This is a genomic window from Pseudomonas sp. MH9.3 (genome assembly GCF_034354675.1).
Classification (GTDB): Bacteria; Pseudomonadota; Gammaproteobacteria; order Pseudomonadales; family Pseudomonadaceae; genus Aquipseudomonas.
In genome coordinates this window covers 845074-863372 of sequence record NZ_CP133785.1, presented here as the reverse complement: position 1 = coordinate 863372, position 18299 = coordinate 845074, and the positions used below count along the sequence as shown (strand labels likewise).

The 18299-nt window shown below is 60.1% G+C and carries 22 protein-coding genes; 8 read left to right on the top strand and 14 right to left on the bottom strand.

Annotated features, from left to right (window positions below):
* Positions 1-39: 39 nt before the first annotated feature.
* The 8 genes from modC to RHM60_RS03310 form a co-directional block, all read right to left on the bottom strand.
* On the bottom strand, positions 40-1119 hold the full coding sequence (gene modC, locus RHM60_RS03345; protein WP_231421308.1) for a molybdenum ABC transporter ATP-binding protein: 1080 nt from the start codon (positions 1117-1119) through the stop codon (positions 40-42).
* Between the two features lie 5 nt (positions 1120-1124).
* Positions 1125-1805 carry a molybdate ABC transporter permease subunit gene (gene modB, locus RHM60_RS03340; RefSeq protein WP_209982075.1) on the bottom strand — a complete coding sequence of 227 codons (681 nt, stop codon included), beginning with the start codon at positions 1803-1805 and terminating at the stop codon, positions 1125-1127.
* A complete protein-coding gene (gene modA / locus RHM60_RS03335) occupies positions 1806-2558 on the bottom strand; it encodes a molybdate ABC transporter substrate-binding protein (protein WP_231421307.1) in 753 nt (250 codons plus the stop codon). It abuts the gene before it with no gap.
* A gap of 96 nt (positions 2559-2654) precedes the next feature.
* Positions 2655-3713, bottom strand: a complete 1059-nt coding sequence (locus tag RHM60_RS03330) for an NAD(P)H-dependent flavin oxidoreductase (RefSeq protein ID WP_231421306.1) — start codon at positions 3711-3713, stop codon at positions 2655-2657.
* A gap of 70 nt (positions 3714-3783) precedes the next feature.
* On the bottom strand, positions 3784-4815 hold the full coding sequence (gene ada, locus RHM60_RS03325) for a bifunctional DNA-binding transcriptional regulator/O6-methylguanine-DNA methyltransferase Ada (protein WP_322213616.1): 1032 nt from the start codon (positions 4813-4815) through the stop codon (positions 3784-3786).
* Positions 4816-4890: 75 nt separating this feature from the next.
* A complete protein-coding gene (gene alkB, locus RHM60_RS03320; RefSeq protein WP_322213615.1) occupies positions 4891-5556 on the bottom strand; it encodes a DNA oxidative demethylase AlkB in 666 nt (221 codons plus the stop codon).
* A 4-nt stretch (positions 5557-5560) separates the two neighbouring features.
* Positions 5561-5728 carry a hypothetical protein gene (locus tag RHM60_RS03315; protein WP_209982064.1) on the bottom strand — a complete coding sequence of 56 codons (168 nt, stop codon included), beginning with the start codon at positions 5726-5728 and terminating at the stop codon, positions 5561-5563.
* Positions 5729-5753: 25 nt separating this feature from the next.
* A complete protein-coding gene (locus RHM60_RS03310) occupies positions 5754-6056 on the bottom strand; it encodes a DUF1883 domain-containing protein (protein ID WP_003230751.1) in 303 nt (100 codons plus the stop codon).
* Positions 6057-6268: 212 nt separating this feature from the next.
* Between RHM60_RS03310 and RHM60_RS03305 the strand changes: the two genes are divergently transcribed.
* Both RHM60_RS03305 and RHM60_RS03300 read left to right on the top strand, forming a co-directional pair.
* Positions 6269-6619 carry a hypothetical protein gene (locus RHM60_RS03305; protein ID WP_209982062.1) on the top strand — a complete coding sequence of 117 codons (351 nt, stop codon included), beginning with the start codon at positions 6269-6271 and terminating at the stop codon, positions 6617-6619.
* A 91-nt stretch (positions 6620-6710) separates the two neighbouring features.
* Positions 6711-6941 (top strand): hypothetical protein, encoded by a 231-nt coding sequence (locus RHM60_RS03300; protein WP_209982060.1) that lies wholly within the window; start codon positions 6711-6713, stop codon positions 6939-6941.
* Between the two features lie 22 nt (positions 6942-6963).
* Here RHM60_RS03300 and RHM60_RS03295 read toward each other — a convergent pair whose 3' ends face one another.
* Together RHM60_RS03295 and RHM60_RS03290 are read right to left on the bottom strand one after the other, a co-directional pair.
* Complete coding sequence (locus tag RHM60_RS03295) at positions 6964-7245, bottom strand: hypothetical protein (protein ID WP_322213614.1); 282 nt, start codon at positions 7243-7245, stop codon at positions 6964-6966.
* Between the two features lie 146 nt (positions 7246-7391).
* On the bottom strand, positions 7392-7577 hold the full coding sequence (locus tag RHM60_RS03290) for a hypothetical protein (protein ID WP_209982057.1): 186 nt from the start codon (positions 7575-7577) through the stop codon (positions 7392-7394).
* Between the two features lie 241 nt (positions 7578-7818).
* Here RHM60_RS03290 and galU point away from each other — a divergent pair, with 241 nt between their 5' ends.
* Both galU and gorA read left to right on the top strand, forming a co-directional pair.
* On the top strand, positions 7819-8658 hold the full coding sequence (galU, locus tag RHM60_RS03285) for a UTP--glucose-1-phosphate uridylyltransferase GalU (RefSeq protein ID WP_003230743.1): 840 nt from the start codon (positions 7819-7821) through the stop codon (positions 8656-8658).
* A gap of 107 nt (positions 8659-8765) precedes the next feature.
* Positions 8766-10124, top strand: coding sequence for a glutathione-disulfide reductase (gene gorA / locus RHM60_RS03280; protein WP_322213613.1), 1359 nt, complete (start codon positions 8766-8768; stop codon positions 10122-10124).
* Here the strand turns inward: gorA and RHM60_RS03275 are convergent, their stop codons facing one another.
* Entirely contained in the window at positions 10125-11132 is a 1008-nt protein-coding gene (locus RHM60_RS03275) for a DNA-binding protein (protein ID WP_322213612.1), read from the bottom strand.
* Between the two features lie 170 nt (positions 11133-11302).
* Between RHM60_RS03275 and RHM60_RS03270 the strand changes: the two genes are divergently transcribed.
* The 3 genes from RHM60_RS03270 (at position 11303) to ahpF (ending at position 14621) form a co-directional block, all read left to right on the top strand.
* Complete coding sequence (locus tag RHM60_RS03270) at positions 11303-12235, top strand: site-specific integrase (protein ID WP_231421301.1); 933 nt, start codon at positions 11303-11305, stop codon at positions 12233-12235.
* A gap of 133 nt (positions 12236-12368) precedes the next feature.
* Positions 12369-12932, top strand: a complete 564-nt coding sequence (gene ahpC, locus RHM60_RS03265) for an alkyl hydroperoxide reductase subunit C (RefSeq protein WP_003191303.1) — start codon at positions 12369-12371, stop codon at positions 12930-12932.
* 123 nt (positions 12933-13055) lie between these two features.
* On the top strand, positions 13056-14621 hold the full coding sequence (ahpF, locus tag RHM60_RS03260) for an alkyl hydroperoxide reductase subunit F (RefSeq protein WP_322213591.1): 1566 nt from the start codon (positions 13056-13058) through the stop codon (positions 14619-14621).
* Between the two features lie 50 nt (positions 14622-14671).
* Here ahpF and gloA read toward each other — a convergent pair whose 3' ends face one another.
* On the bottom strand, positions 14672-15193 hold the full coding sequence (gene gloA, locus RHM60_RS03255) for a lactoylglutathione lyase (RefSeq protein ID WP_209982046.1): 522 nt from the start codon (positions 15191-15193) through the stop codon (positions 14672-14674).
* Positions 15194-15369: 176 nt separating this feature from the next.
* Between gloA and RHM60_RS03250 the strand changes: the two genes are divergently transcribed.
* Positions 15370-15906: a DUF4946 domain-containing protein gene (locus tag RHM60_RS03250; protein WP_322213590.1), complete on the top strand. Its 537-nt coding sequence runs from the start codon at positions 15370-15372 to the stop codon at positions 15904-15906.
* 111 nt (positions 15907-16017) lie between these two features.
* On the opposite strand, the gene RHM60_RS03245 is transcribed toward RHM60_RS03250, so the two are convergent.
* Both RHM60_RS03245 and RHM60_RS03240 read right to left on the bottom strand, forming a co-directional pair.
* Positions 16018-16383 (bottom strand): histone-like nucleoid-structuring protein, MvaT/MvaU family, encoded by a 366-nt coding sequence (locus tag RHM60_RS03245; RefSeq protein ID WP_209982044.1) that lies wholly within the window; start codon positions 16381-16383, stop codon positions 16018-16020.
* 196 nt (positions 16384-16579) lie between these two features.
* Complete coding sequence (locus RHM60_RS03240; protein WP_322213589.1) at positions 16580-18121, bottom strand: EAL domain-containing protein; 1542 nt, start codon at positions 18119-18121, stop codon at positions 16580-16582.
* Positions 18122-18299 lie beyond the last annotated feature (178 nt).

The window sequence follows — 18299 nt, the reverse complement described above, 5'->3', positions numbered from 1 at the left end:
GTCTGATTGACCGCAGCGATGTGCGGTCGTGCCAAATGGTTACGCCAGCACCGCGACTGCCTTGATCTGTGCCCACAGCGCCTGCCCGGGATGCAGTTGCAACTGGTCGCGGGAGTACCGCGTGATCCGTGCCAGCAGCGGTGTGCCGCCGGCGTCCAGGCGCACCAGCACGTGGGCGCTGTTGTCCGCGGCGATTTCCTCGGTGACCGTCACCGGCAGGCGGTTGAGGATGCTGCTGTGCTCCTGGGCCTGCAGGCTCAGGCTCACATCCCGCGCCTGCACTTTCACCCGCAGCGCCCGACCCAGTGCCAGCGGCGCGTGGGCGACGCGCATGTGCAAGGCGCTGTCGGGCAGTTGCAGGGTGAGCAACTGGTAGGCTGCGTCATAGGCGCTGACGGTGCCGTGGATCACCACGCCGGCATCGTCGCCCCGCGCCAGAGGCAGGTCCAGGCGCGCCAGGGTTTCGCCGATCGGGCCGCTGGCCAGCGCCTTGCCGTCGCTGAGCAACACGATGTGATCGGCCAGGCGCGCGACCTCATCCTGGGCGTGGCTGACGTAGAGCAGCGGAATATCCAGTTCGTCGTGCAACCGTTCCAGGTACGGCAGGATTTCGCCCTTGCGCTGGCTGTCGAGGGCGGCCAGCGGTTCGTCCATCAGCAACAGCCTGGGACTGGTGAGCAGGGCGCGGGCGATGCCGATGCGCTGACGTTCACCGCCGGACAGGTGCTCGGGATTGCGCTCGAGCAGATGGCCGATGCCCAGTAATTGGGTGGCCTGGGCCATATCGACACGGCGCGCCTGGCGCGGGATGCGCTTGAGGCCGAATTCGAGATTGGCCCGCACCGACAGGTGAGGAAACAGGCTGGCTTCCTGAAACACGTAGCCCAACGCGCGTTTATGCGGCGGCACAAACAGCCCGTTGCGGCTGTCCTGCCAGACCTCGTCGTTGACTTGGATAAACCCGTGTTCGGCGCGCTCCAGCCCGGCGATGCAGCGCAGGCAAGTGGTCTTGCCGGAGCCGGAGTGCCCGTACAGCGCCGTCACACCGCGCCCGGGCAGGTGCAAATCCACATCCAGCGCAAAACCTGGGTACTTCCTGTGCAGACGTACTTCGATCATCGACATCAGCTCCAGCCCATGCGGGTTTTACGGCTGGAATAAAGCGCCAGCAGCACGACGAATGCAAACACCACCATGGCGCCCGCCAGCCAATGAGCCTGGGCATATTCCATGGCTTCGACATGATCGTAGATCTGCACCGACACCACCCGGGTCTTGTCCGGGATATTGCCGCCGATCATCAGCACCACGCCGAACTCCCCGACGGTATGGGCAAAACCGAGGATAGAGGCGGTGATGAATCCAGGGCGTGCGAGGGGCAGGATCACCGTGAAAAACGTGTCCCAGGGATTGGCGCGCAAGGTGGCAGCGACCTCCAGTGGGCGCGTGCCAATGGCAGAAAACGCGTTTTGCAACGGCTGCACCACGAAGGGCATGGAATAGATGACCGAGCCGATCACCAGCCCGGCGAAACTGAAGGTGAGGGTGCCCAGGCCCAGCCATTGGGTGAACTGGCCGACGTAGCCGTGGGGCCCCATGGTCAACAGCAGGTAAAAGCCGATTACCGTGGGCGGCAGCACCAACGGCAGGGCGACAACCGCACCGATGGGCCCGCGCCACCACGAGCGGGTGCGCGACAGCCACAGCGCAATCGGGGTGCCGATCAACAGCAGGATCACGGTGGTGAGTGACGCCAGTTTGACGGTCAACCAGATCGCGGAAAAATCGGCGCTCGACAGCGGCATTTACAGCTCGTAACCGTAGGACTTGATGACGGCTGCGGCTTTGGGTCCCTTGAGGTAGTCAACGAGGGCCTTGGCTGCGGCGTTGTCTTTGCCCCTGGTGAGGATCACGGCGTCCTGTTTGATCGGGTCATGCAGTGAAGCAGGAACAATCCAAGCCGAACCGTGCGTGACCTTGCCGTCCTTATAGATCTGCGACAAGGCGACAAACCCCAGTTCGGCGTTGCCGGTGGACACGAACTGGTAGGCCTGGGTGATGTTCTGGCCCTCAACCAGCTTGTCCTTGACCTGCTCGGTCAGGCCCTGTTTGGCCAGCACCTGGGTGGCGGCCAGGCCGTAAGGCGCAGCTTTCGGATTGGCGATGGACAGGTGTCTGAACTGATTTTCCTTGAGTACCTCGCCCTTGGCGTCCACATAACCGTCCTTGGCCGACCACAGCGCGAGGGTGCCCACGGCGTAGGTGAAGCGCGAGCCCTTGACCGTGTCGCCTTCGTTTTCGAGTTTTTGTGCGGTGGTGTCGTCGGCGCTCAGGAACACGTCGAACGGCGCGCCGTTCTTGATCTGGGTGTAGAACTGCCCCGTTGCCCCGTAGGACGCAACTAGCTTGTGGCCGGTGTCTTTTTCGAAGTCGGCGGCAATCGCCTGGATCGGCGCGGTGAAGTTGGCGGCCACGGCCACCTGGACTTCATCGGCCTGGGCTGACCCGAAGGCGAGGGCCGCGACCAGGACGGCCAGGCGAGGGGCGTGAATCTTCATGCTGCAGCTCCTTAGAGGGTGGGCGGCGCGTCATGGCGCAATCGCTGTGTAGGCAAATATATAGCGCCTGGCCATTGTCGGTACAGCGCGAAGTACCTACTGCAGTTTTGCCAGGGCTTGTTCGGCCAGTTCGCGGGTCAGCGCGCAGGTTGAAATGTCTTTGCCCAGGCGCACTGCCTGACCGGCCCACAAGTTGCTGAAGCCCGCTTCGTCCCTGGCCTTGAGCGGCATCAAGGCACCGCCGGCCTTGGGAAACGCAGGTGCTGCGGGGTTCATCGCGCCGAGTTCACGCATGACCCGGTTGACGATGCCTCGCGCCGGGCGGCCCGTGAACAGGTTGGTGAGGGCAGTCTCGCTGGCCTGGGCATGGCGCAGCGCATGGTGATGGGAGTCCGTCACGGTGGCCTGCGGCGTAAACAGATACGCCGTGCCGATCTGCACCGCTGACGCGCCCAGGGCAAAGGCCGCGACAATGCCGCGCGCGTCAGCAATGCCACCGGCGGCGATCACCGGCACGCTGACGGCGTCGACAACTTGCGGCAACAAGGCAAACAGGCCGATCTGGCTATCGAGGTCGTCACTCAGAAACATCCCACGGTGCCCGCCGGCCTCAATGCCCATGGCGATGATGGCGTCGCAGCCATGTTGCTCCAGCCAGAGGGCTTCCTCAACGGTGGTGGCCGACGACAGCACCTTGGCACCGGTATCTTTGACCCGATCGAGCAGAGATTTTTCCGGCAAGCCAAAGTGAAAGCTCACCACCTCGGGCCGAAACGCTTCGACCACCCGACACGCTTCGTCGTTAAACGGTGCGCGGTTGGACACGGGCGTTGGCGCATCAAAGTCGGCACCGAGTTCGCGGTAGTAGGGTTCGAGCAACGCTTTCCAGTGGTTATCCCGCGCTTCGTCTGGCGCGGGCGGTTGATGGCAGAAAAAATTGACGTTGATTGGCCGGTTGCCTGCCTGACGAATCGTGGTCAGCGCTTCACGAAGTTGCTCGATGCTCAGCGCCGCGGCAGGCATTGAGCCCAGCGCACCGGCTTCGTTGGCGGCGATGACCATGGCGGTGGTGGTGGCGCCGGCCATGGGCGCCTGGATAATGGGCACTTCGATGCCCAGCAGGTCGAGAATGCGGGTGTCTGGCCAGGTGCTCATGGGATGGGTCTCCAGCGTAAGTAAGACGGTTCGCTGTTTTAACAGGGCCATGCTCATCCGGCCAGTCCGTTCAACCCTCGCGTTCTCGTTCCAATAGCTGCCGCTTGCGCTCCACGCCCCAGCGATAACCACTCAAATCGCCGTTGCTGCGCACCACGCGGTGACAGGGAATCGCCACCGCCAGGCTGTTGGCCCCGCAGGCTTGCGCCACCGCACGGAATGACGTGGGCGCGCCGATGCGTTGGGCGATCTGCGCATAACTGGCGGTGCTGCCCGGCGGAATATCGCGCAAGGCCTGCCACACCCGTTCCTGAAACGCCGTGCCGCGCAGGTCCAGCGGCAGGTTCAGGCCCAGGCCAGGCGCTTCGATAAAGCCCACGACCTGAGCGATCAGCTGTTCGAAGTCGTGATCCGCGCCGACCAGTTCGGCCTTGGGGAACTTGTCCTGAAGGTCTTGCACCAGCGCATTCGGATCGTCGCCCAGCAGAATCGCGCACACGCCTCGCAGGCTTTGCGCTACCAGAATCGCGCCCAGCGAGCATTCACCCACGGCAAAACGGATTTCGCTGTTGGTGCCGCCGGCCTTGTAGTCACTGGGTTTCATGCCCAGCATTTGCCCGGCCGACTCATAAAAGCGGCTGTTGGAGTTGAAGCCTGCATCGTACAGCGCGTCCGTGACGCTGCCTTGCTGCGTGAGGCTGGCGCGCACTCTGCGTGAGCGTTCGGCGCGCGCATAGCCCTTGGGCGTGAGGCCGGTGACCGATTTGAACACCCGGTGAAAATGGAAGGGGCTCAACCCGGCCTGCAGGGCCAGGGTTTCAAGGCGGGGTTCGGTGTCGGCCTGTTCGATCTGGCGACACGCGTCGGCTACCAGTCGGGCATGCTGGGTGGCGCCTTCGGTGCGTTTATTCGGCCGATAACCGGCCGCCTCGGCTTGTTGAGGGGTGTCAAAAAACTCGACGTTCTCCGGGCGCGGCCGGCGTGCGCTGCTGCTGGGCCGGCAATAGACGCCGGTGGTTCTGACGCCGTAGACAAACAGGTTGTCGGCCTTGGGGTCTCGGGCGAGGACAGCGGCCCAGCGTGGGTCTTGTTCAATGTTCATGGCCTGGACTCTTGACGGTTCACCGGCAGATTAGCTGCACGGATGGCCCGTGGCACTCTGAAGCTTGCGGTCAAATCAGCCGGCAGTACGAAAGGTGAGGTTGATGCGTTGCGCACCCATGACCGGGTGCTCGCCGTCCTTGATCGGCATCACCCCATGAAAACGCAAGCGATCGACACCGCCCCAGACCACCACATCGCCATGGAACAAGGAAACTTTTTGCGGCTTGTCACTGCGCGCGTGGCCGCCGAACAGAAAGATCGCCGGCAGCCCGAGGGACACCGACACCACCGGCGCACGGTAGTGGCGTTCGTTCTTGTCCTGGTGCAAGGACATTTTGGCGCCGGGCACGTAACGGTTGATCAGGCAGGCATCCGGTGCGAAGTCGCTGAAGCCTGCGCTCGCCGCCGCCTGCTCGGCCAGTTGGCGCAAGGCATCGGGCAGGGCAGGCCAGGGCTGTTGGTTGTGGGGATCAATCGGGCTGTAGCGGTAACCGCTGCTGTCGGTGGTCCAGCCCAATGCGCCACAGCTGCTCAGCGCCGCCGACATGGTAAAGCCGCCGGGTGTGACCATTCTGCGAAAGGGCGAGCGGGCCAGTACGCTTCTCAGCTCGGGCAGCAGGCGATCAATCCATGGCAAGGCAAAGCCTCTGAGCACCCAGGATTGTTCGCCGATCTGCTCGCGGCTTGCCGGTTGCTGCAAGGCCTCGTCGGCAAACAGATCGGCAGTGGGGCCGGCCATGGGCTTACAGCGCCTTGCTCACGGTGATTTCGCTGATTTCGTCGTCGGCATGGTGAATTTTCGCCAGCGCTTGCCTGGCTTCTTCAATGCTTTTGGACTCAAGCTGGGCGAACTCAAAGCGGCGTTGGCCGTTGAGCTTGTACTTGATGACGTATTTGGTGGTAGTGGTCACAGCTTTATTCCTGTCAGTGCGCGGGTCAGCTCAGCTTGCTGCTGGTACGGCGGACGATGCGGATCTTGTGGGACAGCGCCGGTTTGCGGGTAACGCTGATGGCGCGACGGGTGACCACGTCCAGGGTGATGTTCCAGAAACCGGTGCTCGGCGCGGTGATTTTGGCCGGGAACTGATCGAAGGCGCCACCGTGGTAAGTGTGGCGGCCGCCGTTCTTGAAGCTGCGAAAGTTCGCATCGCTCATCAGACGGATATTACAAGTTTGCGAGCATTCGATGACGACAATGTCTCCCTCATTGAGGTGCTCACGCTGGTGGATGAATTTCATGAGGTGTCTCCAGAAGGGCTTTTTCTGAAAAATCAGAACGATACGTAGGTTAAGATGGAGTTTATCAGCCCCAGCGCGTTTATTATCGGGCCGTCGTCGACGACTTCGACAATTTAAAACAGTTTATCTACCCGCTATCAGAGAAAAGTCCTACTTTTGCGGGAGAAAATTCCCATGCCCGCTGTCGTAGGATCTTTATCGGAGGTTTTTGTATGAAGTGGAGTGTGTTGGTTCTGGCGTTGGCGATCGGCGGGTGTGCTTCGGTTGCAGACATCAAGCAGACCCCGCCCACGCTGGCGGTGATTTCCGGAAAGAAACCGCAGGATTATGCGGCGTGCATTGTGCAGAAGTTGTCCAGCACGCGTCGGCCATCGCAGATAGAGCCGCACAAGAACGGGGTACAGGTGATCGTGCCACAGAAATTCTCGTCTGACCCTTCGGCGATTTTCGAGATTGAAGACCGTTCCAGTGGCAGTAGCATCAAGCTGTACGAGAGCATGTCCAATGTGCCGATCCGCCCGGGTGACGTGAAGAAAGCCGGGGAAGATTGCATCTCCGGCTGAGTGCTGTAACAGGTCCAACCTTTTGAATCCGATAAAAATGCCGCTCGACCCTTGAGGCCAAGCGGCATTTGTGTGTTTTTGGAACGCCGTCATGAAACGTGAACACGTCACAAGCTGTCAGGCCGAGGGCCTGATTTCTGCCACTCACATTATCCAGAACCCTGCCGATCTGGGTGAATGGATCGTCTTCTTCAAAAAAAGCGGCGGCCGCAGTTTTTTCCTGGTGGATGATCAGGATGAAGTGGAGTCCTTCGCGCGCCTGGATGATTTGACCGAGACGCTGCGAGGGCTGGGCATCCGCTTTGCCGAGATTCAACTATAGGGGTACAGCAGGGGCGCAGCGCCTATTTGCAGACGACCACTACACTGCGGCCCTTGAAATTGCCGACATCCTTGCCGAGCGTCTTGTCTTCTTCGCTCAGTGCAGGCGTGCCTTCGGTGCCGATGATGCGGTAACCGGTGCCGGCGCAGGAGGCATCGGCCTTCTCGTAACAACTGGCCCAGGAGTTGACTTCGCCTGAGCAATCGATGGTCAGGCCTTGTTCGCCATTTTTGAGGATCACGTCAGAGGTGGTGGTGCAACCGGCCAGCGCCAGTACTGCAATCAGTGTCAGGATCTTGTTCATGGTGGGGTCGTCGTCGAAGGTGTTATAGAGGGGGCGCTGACACTGTCGTGGGGCGTTTGCGCAAGATTATAGCGATCTGCCATCTTGGTACAGACAAACACAAAAAAGCCCCGATTATCGGGGCTTTTTGTGCAGGGCTTTAAGGCTTATTTGCCCTTGGGCCGCTTGCTGGACGCATGGCCTGCCTCATCCACGAACACTTCGGCAACGGCAATGGCCATGCTCTCGCTGGCGAATACGCCTGCGACGCTGTCACCGTGGAAGTTGATCAGGTGCCAGCCGTCCGCTCGCTGGGTGATCAGGTAGCCATTTACGCCTTTGGGTTCTGACATCTATTAACCGTCTCATGATGTGATTCAAGGTCGCAATGATAGCGCCAAACGTTGCATGGCGGCCCAAGTTATTGCATATCCATAGCGTGGGTGAGGGCACTTGTCACAAGATATGCGGAACTTACGCAGAAAATTTTTCTCTATGTTGCTATCGCAACGCCAGCAGGACCCATTGTAAGGTGACTGCGGCGTCATTAGACTGCGCCGAATTCCGTACGCACAGCCCTTTGTAAGGACTCATATGATCAAGAAATGCTTGTTCCCAGCAGCCGGTTACGGCACTCGCTTCTTGCCAGCGACCAAGGCCATGCCCAAAGAGATGCTGCCGGTGGTAAACAAGCCACTGATCCAGTACGGCGTCGAAGAGGCACTGGATGCCGGTCTGAATGAAATTTCCATCGTCACCGGTCGCGGCAAGCGCGCGCTGGAAGATCACTTCGACATCAGCTACGAGCTGGAAAACCAGATCAAGGGCACCGACAAGGAAAAATACCTGGTCGGTATTCGCAAGCTGCTCGACGAGTGCTCGTTCTCCTACACCCGTCAAACCCAGATGAAAGGCCTTGGCCATGCCATCCTCACCGGCCGCCCACTGATCGGTGACGAACCGTTCGCCGTGGTCCTGGCTGATGACCTGTGCGTCAACCTGGAAGGCGACGGCGTGCTGACCCAGATGGTCAAGCTTTACCAGAAATACCGTTGCACCATCGTGGCTGTGATGGAGGTCAACCCGGCCGAGACCAACAAGTACGGCGTTATCGCCGGCGACGACATTGGTGATGGCCTGATCCGCGTCCGCGACATGGTCGAGAAGCCAGCGCCGGAAGACGCGCCATCGAACCTGGCGATCATCGGTCGTTACATCCTGACCCCGGACATCTTCAAGTTGATCGAAGAAACCGAGCCAGGCAAGGGCGGTGAAATCCAGATCACCGACGCCCTGCTCAAGCAAGCTAAAGACGGTTGCGTGATTGCCTACAAATTCAAGGGCCAGCGTTTTGACTGCGGCGGCGCCGAAGGCTACATCGAAGCCACCAACTTCTGCTACGAGCACTTCTACAAGACGGGCAAGGCTTACTGATTCACGCCTGCGTCGTTGTGTTTAAAGAGAAAGCCACCCCCGGGTGGCTTTTTCGTTTTTCAGCCCCATCTAAGTCGGTATGCTGATGTGCTGCCGAGGAGAATGAAATGGCCTACGATTTTGACCTGTATGTAATTGGCGCCGGTTCCGGCGGTGTTCGTGCGGCCCGTTTTGCCGCAGGCTTTGGTGCCAAAGTGGCCGTGGCCGAAAGCCGCTACCTGGGCGGTACCTGCGTCAACGTCGGTTGCGTGCCGAAAAAGCTGTTGGTGTACGGCGCACATTTTGCCGAAGATTTCGAGCAGGCCAGTGGTTTTGGCTGGTCCCTGGGTGAAGCGAACTTCGATTGGGCGACGTTGATCGCCAACAAGGATCGCGAGATCAACCGCCTCAATGGCATCTACCGCAAGCTGCTGGTCGACAGTGGCGTGACCCTGCACGAAGGGCATGCGCGACTGGTTGACCCCCATCAGGTGGAAATCAATGGCGAGCGGTTCACCGCCAAACACATCCTGATCGCTACCGGTGGCTGGCCGCAGATCCCGGAGATTCCGGGGCGCGAACACGCAATTGGCTCCAACGAAGCCTTCTTCCTCAAAGAGCTGCCCAAGCGCGTACTGGTGGTGGGCGGTGGCTACATCGCGGTCGAGTTTGCCGGGATCTTCCACGGGCTCGGCGCCAGTACATCGCTGCTGTATCGCGGCGACCTGTTCCTGCGCGGCTTCGATGGCTCGGTGCGAACCCACCTGAAAGAAGAGCTGACCAAGCGCGGCCTGGACCTGCAGTTCAATGCCGATATCGCGCGTATCGACAAGCAGGCCGATGGCAGCCTCAAGGCCACGCTCAAGGATGGTCGCGTGCTGGAAGCCGATTGCGTGTTCTACGCCACGGGCCGCCGGCCGATGCTGGATAACCTTGGCCTGGAAAATACCGACGTCAAACTGGACAAGCGCGGCTTCGTCGAAGTGGATGACCTGTACCAGACCGCTGAAGCGTCGATCCTGGCGATTGGCGATGTGATCGGTCGTGTGCAGCTGACCCCGGTGGCCCTGGCTGAAGGCATGGCGGTGGCACGTCGCCTGTTCAAGCCCGAGCAGTATCGCCCGGTGGATTACGCGATGATTCCGACGGCAGTGTTCAGTTTGCCGAACATCGGCACCGTTGGCCTGACCGAAGAAGATGCGAAAGAGCAGGGCCACAGGGTGAAGGTGTTTGAAAGCCGCTTCCGGCCAATGAAGCTCACGCTTACCGATTGCCAGGAAAAGACCCTGATGAAACTGGTGGTCGACGCCGACACCGACAAGGTGCTGGGTTGCCACATAGTCGGCCCCGATGCCGGCGAAATCGTGCAGGGCCTGGCGATCGCGCTCAAGGCGGGCGCGACCAAGCAGCATTTCGACGAAACCATCGGCGTGCACCCCACGGCCGCTGAAGAGTTCGTCACCATGCGCACGCCTGTAGTCGATTGATCAGGCGTCAGGCGTTGCCTCTGGCGTCGTCGCAACGACGGCCGCCAGGCGTAGCGCCTCGATGCTGGCCTGGGCCTTGATCAGGTCCAGTTCCAGCGTCTTGTTCTTTTGTTGATGCTCGGCCAACGCGTCCTGGCGTGACTGGCTGTCCAGCATGGCCACGCGCAGACGTTCCTGCAGCAGGGCGCGTTCGCTTTCAATCCGGTTTACCTGTTCGCTCAGCGCGAGTTGCCGGGCCTGGTCTTCGCGGGTCTGTTCCTGCAGTGCATTCAGTTCCCTGGCCGTGACGCGGTGCTCGATCAGCAGGCGCTCGTTGTCACGGTGCAACTGGGTGATCTCGTCCTGACGCACCATCGCGCTTTGCTGCGCCTGGCGCAGCTCGGCCTGCACCTGCTGCACCTGGCCCTCGTGACGACGCTGCTCCTGCTCGCGCTGTTCCTTGATGGCGTTGCGGTAGTGCTCCAGTGCATCGCGGGCGTGCAGGTGTTTTTCCTCCAGCGAGCGGATCTGTTCGTCTTTATCGTTAATCCTCAACTCGTAATCGCTGCACGCCTGGCTGAGCCCGGCGTTGCGTGTCTGCTCGGTTTGCAGGCTGGTGCTGGCGGTCTGCAGTGCAGCACTTTCTTCGGCAAGCGCTGCGGCCTGGATATCGAACTGCTGCTTGAGCTGGCCGTGGGCAAGCTCGAGTTCTTCGAGTTGGCCGAGCAGGGCGGCTTTGTCCTGTTCGAACCGCGCCTGGGCCAGGTCAATTGGCTCCTGGGCTTTCTCCTTGAGGCGCTGGGCCAGCCGTGACACCAGCTCGCTCAGCTCGTCGTCGATGGGCGCCTGGGTGATGGTCGCCCGGGTTTCGCTCTCGTCCAGCTCCTTCAAATACCGATGAATAGTGGTTTTCGAACCGGTATTGCCCATCTCGATGCGTACCGCGTCGATGCTGGGGTTTTCGCCGCGGGCGATGATCGCCGTGCGCGCCGTCTGCACTACTGCCTTATTAATGCCGCCACGAGCCATGGGGTCTCCGTCGATTTCGTACTGTGGTACAGAGTATGTATTTACATACCGTATCATAAATAAAAGGGTCTTTAAATTCATGATTTAACAGGTGGGATATTGGCGTATTATCCCGTGTCATGTGCGTTGTGAGCGCGAAAACCCCTGCCATCAGTACGAATAGGCCTGCCATGAGCGATCTGGAGCGGTATCTCAACGCCGCCACCCGCGACAACACGCGCCGCAGCTATCGCGCGGCCATCGAACATTTCGAAGTGAATTGGGGCGGATTCCTGCCGGCGACGAGCGACAGTGTGGCGCGCTATCTGGTGGCGCATGCAGGCGTGCTGGCGGTCAATACGCTGAAGCTGCGCCTGTCGGCGTTGGCGCAGTGGCACACCAGCCAGGGTTTTCCCGATCCGACCAGGACGCCGGTGGTGCGCAAGGTGCTCAAGGGCATTCGGGCCGTGCACCCGGTTCAGGAGAAGCAGGCCGAGCCGTTGCAACTCATTCATTTGGAGCAGGTGGTGGCTTCTCTGCAGGCAGAGGCCCAGGAGGCGAGCGATCAACAGGATCAGCCGCGACTGCTGCGCGCCCGGCGCGACACTGCGTTGATCCTGCTGGGGTTCTGGCGCGGGTTTCGCAGTGATGAGCTGTGTCGCCTGCAGATCGAACATGTGCAGGCCACGCCCGGCGCCGGTATCAGCCTGTACCTGCCGCGCAGCAAAAGCGATCGGCACAATCTCGGCAAGACTTACCAAACGCCTGCACTCTTGAGGCTGTGCCCGGTACAGGCCTACAGCGAATGGCTCAGCGCTTCGGCGCTGGTGCGCGGCCCGGTGTTTCGCGGCATTGACCGCTGGGGCAACCTGGGCGAGGCGGGCTTGCATCCCAACAGCGTGATTCCATTGCTGCGCCAGGCGCTGGAGCGTGCGGGGATTGCCGCCGAGCAATACACCAGCCACTCATTGCGCCGGGGCTTTGCGACCTGGGCTCACCGCAGCGGCTGGGACTTGAAGTCGTTGATGAGTTACGTCGGCTGGCGCGACATGAAATCGGCCATGCGCTACGTTGAGGCAACCCCCTTTACCGGCATGACCCTGGCCAGCCAACCGCTGCTGTGAGATTTCTTCTATTAATACAGCTACCTGATAGGGAAAACCAATCACCAGCATCAGGTTTGCCAATGAGCCATCGACGCAAAGAGTGGTTAGGATTCACCCCATCAACTTCATAACCCCTGACGGAGAGTCAACGATGCCTATCATCAACAGCCAAGTAAAACCGTTCAAAGCCACCGCATTCAAAAACGGCAGCTTCGTAGATGTGACCGACGCTGACCTGAAAGGCAAGTGGTCCGTTGTGTTCTTCTACCCAGCCGACTTCACCTTCGTTTGCCCAACCGAACTGGAAGACCTGGCTGACAACTACGCCGAATTCCAGAAACTGGGCGTCGAGATCTACAGCGTGTCCACCGACACCCACTTCGCGCACGCTGCCTGGCACAACACCTCGCCAGCCATCGGCAAGATCCAGTACACCATGATCGGCGACCCGACCCTGACCATCTCCCGCAACTTCGACGTGCTGATCGAGGAAGCAGGCCTGGCGGACCGCGGTACGTTCGTGATCAACCCGGAAGGCCAGATCAAGATCGTCGAGCTGAACGACGGTGGTGTTGGCCGTGACGCTTCCGAGCTGCTGCGCAAAATCAAGGCTGCCCAGTACGTCGCTGCCCACCCGGGCGAAGTGTGCCCAGCCAAGTGGAAAGAAGGCGAGGCCACTCTGGCTCCGTCCCTGGACCTGGTTGGCAAGATCTAAGTCTGTGAAGCACCCAGGGCGGGTATCCGCACCTACTCAGTAAGCTGCAACCGCCCTCAAAAACGCCCGGGCGAGATTCGCTCGGGCGTTTTTTTATACCCGAAATCAAAGGAAATCGCCCGTATGTTGGACGCCACTCTTAAAGCTCAGTTGAAGTCATACCTGGAACGGGTCACCCAGCCGATTGAGATCGTCGCCTCCCTCGATGACGGCGCGAAATCCCAGGAAATGCTTGCCCTTTTGCAGGACGTGACCAGCCTCACCACGCTGATCACTCTGAACACCGATGGCAATGACGCGCGCAAGCCGTCGTTCTCCATCAACCGCCCGGGTGCCTATATCAGCCTGCGTTTTGCCGGCATCCCCATGGGCCATGAATTTACTTCGCTGGTGCTGGCCCTGCTGCAAGTCGGCGGCCACCCCTCGAAAGCCAGTGTCGAAGTGATTGAACAGATTCGCGCCCTTAAAGGCGAGTTCAGCTTCGAGACTTACTTCTCGCTGTCTTGCCAGAACTGCCCGGATGTCGTCCAGGCGCTGAACCTGATGGCCGTGCTCAACCCGAACATCCGCCACGTCGCGATCGACGGCGCGCTGTTCCAGGCGGAAGTCGATGAGCGCCAGGTCATGGCGGTGCCCAGCGTCTACTTGAACGGCGTGAACTTCGGCCAGGGCCGCATGGGGCTGGAAGAGATCCTCGCCAAGCTCGACACCAGCGGCATCGAAAAAGCCGCCGAAAAAATCAGTGCCAAGGACGCCTTTGATGTACTGGTCGTAGGCGGTGGCCCGGCGGGTTCTTCGGCCGCCATCTACGCTGCGCGCAAAGGCATTCGTACCGGTGTGGCAGCCGAGCGCTTTGGCGGCCAGGTGCTGGACACCATGTCCATCGAGAACTTCATCTCGGTGCAGGAAACCGAAGGGCCGAAACTGGTCAGCGCCCTGGAAGCCCATGTGCGTCAGTACGACGTGGACATCATGAACCTGCAGCGCGCCAGCAGCCTGATCCCGGCAAAAAATGCCGGTGACCTGCACGAAATTCGCTTCGAAAGTGGTGCCACCCTCAAGTCCAAAACGGTGATTCTGGCCACTGGCGCCCGCTGGCGTGAAATGGGTGTGCCGGGCGAGCAGCAATACAAGGCCAAGGGCGTGTGCTTCTGCCCGCACTGCGATGGCCCGCTGTTCAAGGGCAAGCGTGTGGCGGTGATCGGCGGCGGTAACTCTGGCGTGGAAGCAGCCATCGACCTGGCCGGTATTGTCAGCCACGTCACTTTGCTCGAGTTCGACAGCAAACTGCGCGCCGACGCTGTGTTGCAACGCAAGTTGCACAGCCTGCCGAACGTGGACGTGATCACCAGTGCGCTGACCAGTGAAGTCAAAGGCGACGGCCAGAAAGTCACCGGCCTCGTGTACAAGGATCGCGACAGCGGCGAGTTCAACACCCTCGACCTGGAAGGCATCTTTGTGCAGATCGGCTTGCTGCCTAATACCGACTGGCTCAAAGGCACCGTGGAGCTGACACCACGCGGCGAGATCATCGTCGATGCCCGTGGCGAAACGTCACTGCCAGGCGTGTTTGCCGCCGGTGACGTGACGACCGTACCTTACAAGCAGATCGTGATTGCGGTAGGCGAGGGCGCCAAGACCTCCCTGAGTGCTTTCGATCACTTGATCCGCAGCTCCGCTCCGGCTTGATACCAAGCCTGAAAATGAAAAACCCCATGAGCGATCATGGGGTTTTTTCGTTACAGCGGCGCGGGCTGAATGATCTCGACCCAGTACCCGTCCGGGTCCTTGATAAAGGCGATGCTTTTCATGCGGCCATCCGTCAGGCGCTTCTGGAAATCGCAGCCCAGGGCTTCGAAACGCTCGCAGGCGGCCACGATATCCGGCACCGAGATGCAGATATGACCGAAACCGCGTGGGTCAGTGTTGCCGTCGTGGTAGGCGAAATCTGCGTCGTTTTCGGTGCCGTGGTTGTGGGTCAGTTCCAGGATGCCCGGAATCGATTTCATCCACTGGGTACGCGCGGCGGCGTCCGCTGGAATTTGCGTTTTATCGACGAGGGCAAGGAAGTACAGGCTGAATTCGGCTTCCGCGAAATCGCGTTTTTCCACCAGGGAAAACCCCAGCACGCGCGTATAGAAGTCCAGCGACCGAGTGATGTCCTTGACCCGCAGCATGGTGTGGTTGAAGACGAAGTTCGAGGTGGCGGTGTCAGGTTGGGCGGTGACGCCCGGCAAGGTGTTCAGTTCGTGCAGGCTCATGGGCCCTCCAGAAAAAATGGGGCAAAGCGGTCCCTTGGCTTGCGGCAAGCGTCCGTGCTGCGCGGTCATGATACGCAAGGCCCGCCGGCAGCGCCAAAAGAAAAGGTCACGCAGGCCTTGCGAGTCGGGGGGGTGGGGGCTCAGACTTTGACGCCCGAACCCTGGGCGTCTTTGCAATGATCCAATTACCTAAACCGCTGTTGAGTGTCCTGTGTTTATTGTTGGCCAGTCCGTTGGTAGGGGCGGCCGACCCGGAAGTTCACTGGCCCAGTGGCTGGCAGGTAGAGGACGTGGCGCCTGACGCCCAGGCGCCCTCGGCCGCCTCAAGCGTGTCGCGCCAACGGGCAATCAAGAACGACGAAAAGGGTGCGACCCTGATGGTCATGGAGCTGACCGCTACGCCGATTGAGGCGGGGCATAAGGTCAATCTGCAAGGCGTGTTGCTGGAAATGCGTAAATCCATCCAGAAGGATTTCGCCCAGGGCGGTTATCAAAGTGTGTGTACCAAAATTCACGCCAGCACATTGAGCCGTCTCGATGCACTGGAATCTACCTGCGTGATTACCGAGAACGGCAGGCATGTGCTGTCACAAACATTAGTCGGCGCTGTCGATGCCGATAAGGCCTATGTATTTTCATTTGCGGGTCAGGCCCAGGCTTATGAAGCGAGCAAGGATGAAGTCAATTCAGTGCGCAGCACGCTGAAACTTTAAGTGTGGGGTACTTATCGATTTTGAACAAAATGAAATAATATTTAAGTTCGCTTTCGAACCCTTGAATAAAAAAGCCCCGCTTAAGCGGGGCTCTTTGTTAGTGCGCTGCGATCAGCCGCGCAACCAAGAGTCAACAGTGGCAGCGCCATACTGTTCTTTCCAGGCTTTAAGGCCGCGATGGTTGCCGCCCTTGGTTTCGATCAGCTCGCCGGTGTGCGGGTTTTGGTACACCTTGACCACCCGTGCACGGCGCTGTTTGGGGGCGGCGGCGCCTGCCGTGCCGGCCTTGCCCGGGTTTGGATCGAGGATGGAGATGATGTCGCGCAGGCCTTTGCCGTAGTGCTTCATGAGCGCCTGGAGTTTTTCTTCGAATTCGATTTCTTTCTTCAGGCCGGCGTCGTTCTTCAGGGATTCCAGCTGGGCGAGCTGTTCTTGAAGGGCTTTTTCTGCTGCGCGAAATTCGGCGAGTCTGGACAAGATCTTTACTCCAATAGTGTATGTGGCTGACATCAACTGCAGACAAAGCAATAAGCCAAAAGCGGTAAGGCGACTCAAGTAAGATGGCGTCTGCGGGTGCTGCACAGGCACGAAAAATTGTAGTAGTTAATCTGTCTTGAGTAAATCAAGTCTTTTGTCTTAACTGCATTATTTCACATCGCCCGTCACTGACTATTCAATGGCGAACCAGGGATTTAATGAATTCAGCGCCGGGCAAAGGCCGTCCGAACAGATAACCCTGCAGGAAATCCACACCGTGGGCGGCGAGGTATTCGCACTGTTCGGCAGTTTCCACGCCTTCGGCAACGATAGCCAGGTCGAGCTTTGCAGACAGTTCGATGATGCTGTCGAGAATGTGGCGGGAGAGCGCGTCGACGCCGATCATGGCGACAAAACTCTGATCGATTTTCAAGTAGTCAACGTGGAAGTTGCGCAAGTAGCCCAGGCTGGAATGCCCGGTGCCGAAGTCGTCTATGGCGATCATCACCCCCAGTTCATGCAGTGCATTGAATAATCGACGGGTCACATCGGTAGGCTCGATCAACTCGCGCTCGGTGAGTTCCAGCACCAGCGTCACGTGACCGGGCGGGAAGGCGGCAAGAAATGCCCGGCAATCCTCCACCAGCTCCAGATTGCGGCAATGCCGGGCCGTGATGTTCACCGCGATGTGAAAGCCGGGAGTGAGAAGCGCGGCGTGCGGTGCCAGTTGTTCGGCGGTCTGGCGCAGCAGGGCGCGGGTCATCGGTACGATCAGGCCGCAATCCTCGGCCAATGGAATAAACAGGTCGGGCCGTACCAGGCCTTCCTTGGGGTGCTGCCAGCGCATCAGCACTTCGCAGCCTGCCCATTCGCGGGTATCGCCGCGCACCACTGGCTGGAAATACGCGAGAAACTCATTGGCGCCCAAGGCGCGCCGCAGCTCATGGGTGGGCCGCGACACGCGTTTTTGCAGGCCGTGTGCGAGCAGGCCCGCCAACAGGCCAAAAAACAGCACCAGGCTGAACATGGCCGGGTAGCGCGCCTGCATGTAGCGCCAGACTTCACCTGCGGGCAGGCCGGCGTCGACGCTCAATCGATAGCGTTCGGAAGCAAGATGGTGATGGGCCACGGCAAACGTCGGAACCGCAGTGGCGTGGGCTTTGCCGTCGTCCCCCAGCCAATTGGGGCCCACGCGCAGCACCATTTGTGCATGGCGGCTGAGCAGGCGCAGGGTATTGGTCAGGTGGTAGCCATCGATTGAGGCGAAGGCGGCCCGGTCACCATCAACCAGCCGGTACACCAGCAATGCTGTGTCCGGCGTCACCGGGTTGCCTTTCATCAGCCACAGTCGCCCATCCACGTAGTCGGCCGGGTTGATGCGTGACACGTGATCGCTGCCGAACAGTGACGTGCAGTAGATGTTTTCCTGCCAGGACAAGGTCGTTGCGCGCACAAACGGCCTCCGCGTGACCTGCTCGCGCAGCGCCAATTGCACCGCCTGGTCGCAGGGTTTGCCAGCCAACGGCAGCAGCGCCTGGGTGGCGAGTGCGGTTTGGTCGAGCATCAGTTCGAATTGGCGCACCGCTTCCTGGGCGGCTTGCACCGTGTTGTGCTTCAGGGTGCGCTCGGCTTGCCAGTGCAGGATGAACACACCCAGCACAATGGGCACCAGCGCACAGAAAACGCTGATGGAATGGCGGGCGAGGGGCTTGCGCGGGCCTTTGACGGATAAGGGCATAAGCGGCCTGTCAGGCGAGTGGGGGCGCCAGGAGGCCGGCGGCAATATAGCGATGATAGATGCCTGGGCTGAAATATGCTTGCCGCGCAGCAGGCCAACATTGTATCGACTGCCGTTACAAACCGCTTGCACGGGGCAGGGCATTGGCGATCTGATAAGACTGCGGACAAACAAGGTT

Bases quoted from the DNA above. Each gene is read 5' to 3' on its own strand.
- RHM60_RS03330 (WP_231421306.1), bottom strand. From the start codon at position 3,713: ATGAGCACCTGGCCAGACACCCGCATTCTCGACCTGCTGGGCATCGAA.
- RHM60_RS03275 (WP_322213612.1), bottom strand. From the start codon at position 11,132: ATGGCTCGTGGCGGCATTAATAAGGCAGTAGTGCAGACGGCGCGCACG.
- ahpF (WP_322213591.1), top strand. From the start codon at position 13,056: ATGTTGGACGCCACTCTTAAAGCTCAGTTGAAGTCATACCTGGAACGG.
- galU (WP_003230743.1), top strand. From the start codon at position 7,819: ATGATCAAGAAATGCTTGTTCCCAGCAGCCGGTTACGGCACTCGCTTC.
- gloA (WP_209982046.1), bottom strand. From the start codon at position 15,193: ATGAGCCTGCACGAACTGAACACCTTGCCGGGCGTCACCGCCCAACCT.
- RHM60_RS03305 (WP_209982062.1), top strand. From the start codon at position 6,269: ATGAAGTGGAGTGTGTTGGTTCTGGCGTTGGCGATCGGCGGGTGTGCT.
- modC (WP_231421308.1), bottom strand. From the start codon at position 1,119: ATGATCGAAGTACGTCTGCACAGGAAGTACCCAGGTTTTGCGCTGGAT.
- gorA (WP_322213613.1), top strand. From the start codon at position 8,766: ATGGCCTACGATTTTGACCTGTATGTAATTGGCGCCGGTTCCGGCGGT.
- modB (WP_209982075.1), bottom strand. From the start codon at position 1,805: ATGCCGCTGTCGAGCGCCGATTTTTCCGCGATCTGGTTGACCGTCAAA.
- RHM60_RS03300 (WP_209982060.1), top strand. From the start codon at position 6,711: ATGAAACGTGAACACGTCACAAGCTGTCAGGCCGAGGGCCTGATTTCT.
- ahpC (WP_003191303.1), top strand. From the start codon at position 12,369: ATGCCTATCATCAACAGCCAAGTAAAACCGTTCAAAGCCACCGCATTC.
- modA (WP_231421307.1), bottom strand. From the start codon at position 2,558: ATGAAGATTCACGCCCCTCGCCTGGCCGTCCTGGTCGCGGCCCTCGCC.
- alkB (WP_322213615.1), bottom strand. From the start codon at position 5,556: ATGGCCGGCCCCACTGCCGATCTGTTTGCCGACGAGGCCTTGCAGCAA.
- ada (WP_322213616.1), bottom strand. From the start codon at position 4,815: ATGAACATTGAACAAGACCCACGCTGGGCCGCTGTCCTCGCCCGAGAC.
- RHM60_RS03240 (WP_322213589.1), bottom strand. From the start codon at position 18,121: ATGCCCTTATCCGTCAAAGGCCCGCGCAAGCCCCTCGCCCGCCATTCC.
- RHM60_RS03310 (WP_003230751.1), bottom strand. From the start codon at position 6,056: ATGAAATTCATCCACCAGCGTGAGCACCTCAATGAGGGAGACATTGTC.
- RHM60_RS03270 (WP_231421301.1), top strand. From the start codon at position 11,303: ATGAGCGATCTGGAGCGGTATCTCAACGCCGCCACCCGCGACAACACG.
- RHM60_RS03250 (WP_322213590.1), top strand. From the start codon at position 15,370: ATGATCCAATTACCTAAACCGCTGTTGAGTGTCCTGTGTTTATTGTTG.
- RHM60_RS03290 (WP_209982057.1), bottom strand. From the start codon at position 7,577: ATGTCAGAACCCAAAGGCGTAAATGGCTACCTGATCACCCAGCGAGCG.
- RHM60_RS03295 (WP_322213614.1), bottom strand. From the start codon at position 7,245: ATGAACAAGATCCTGACACTGATTGCAGTACTGGCGCTGGCCGGTTGC.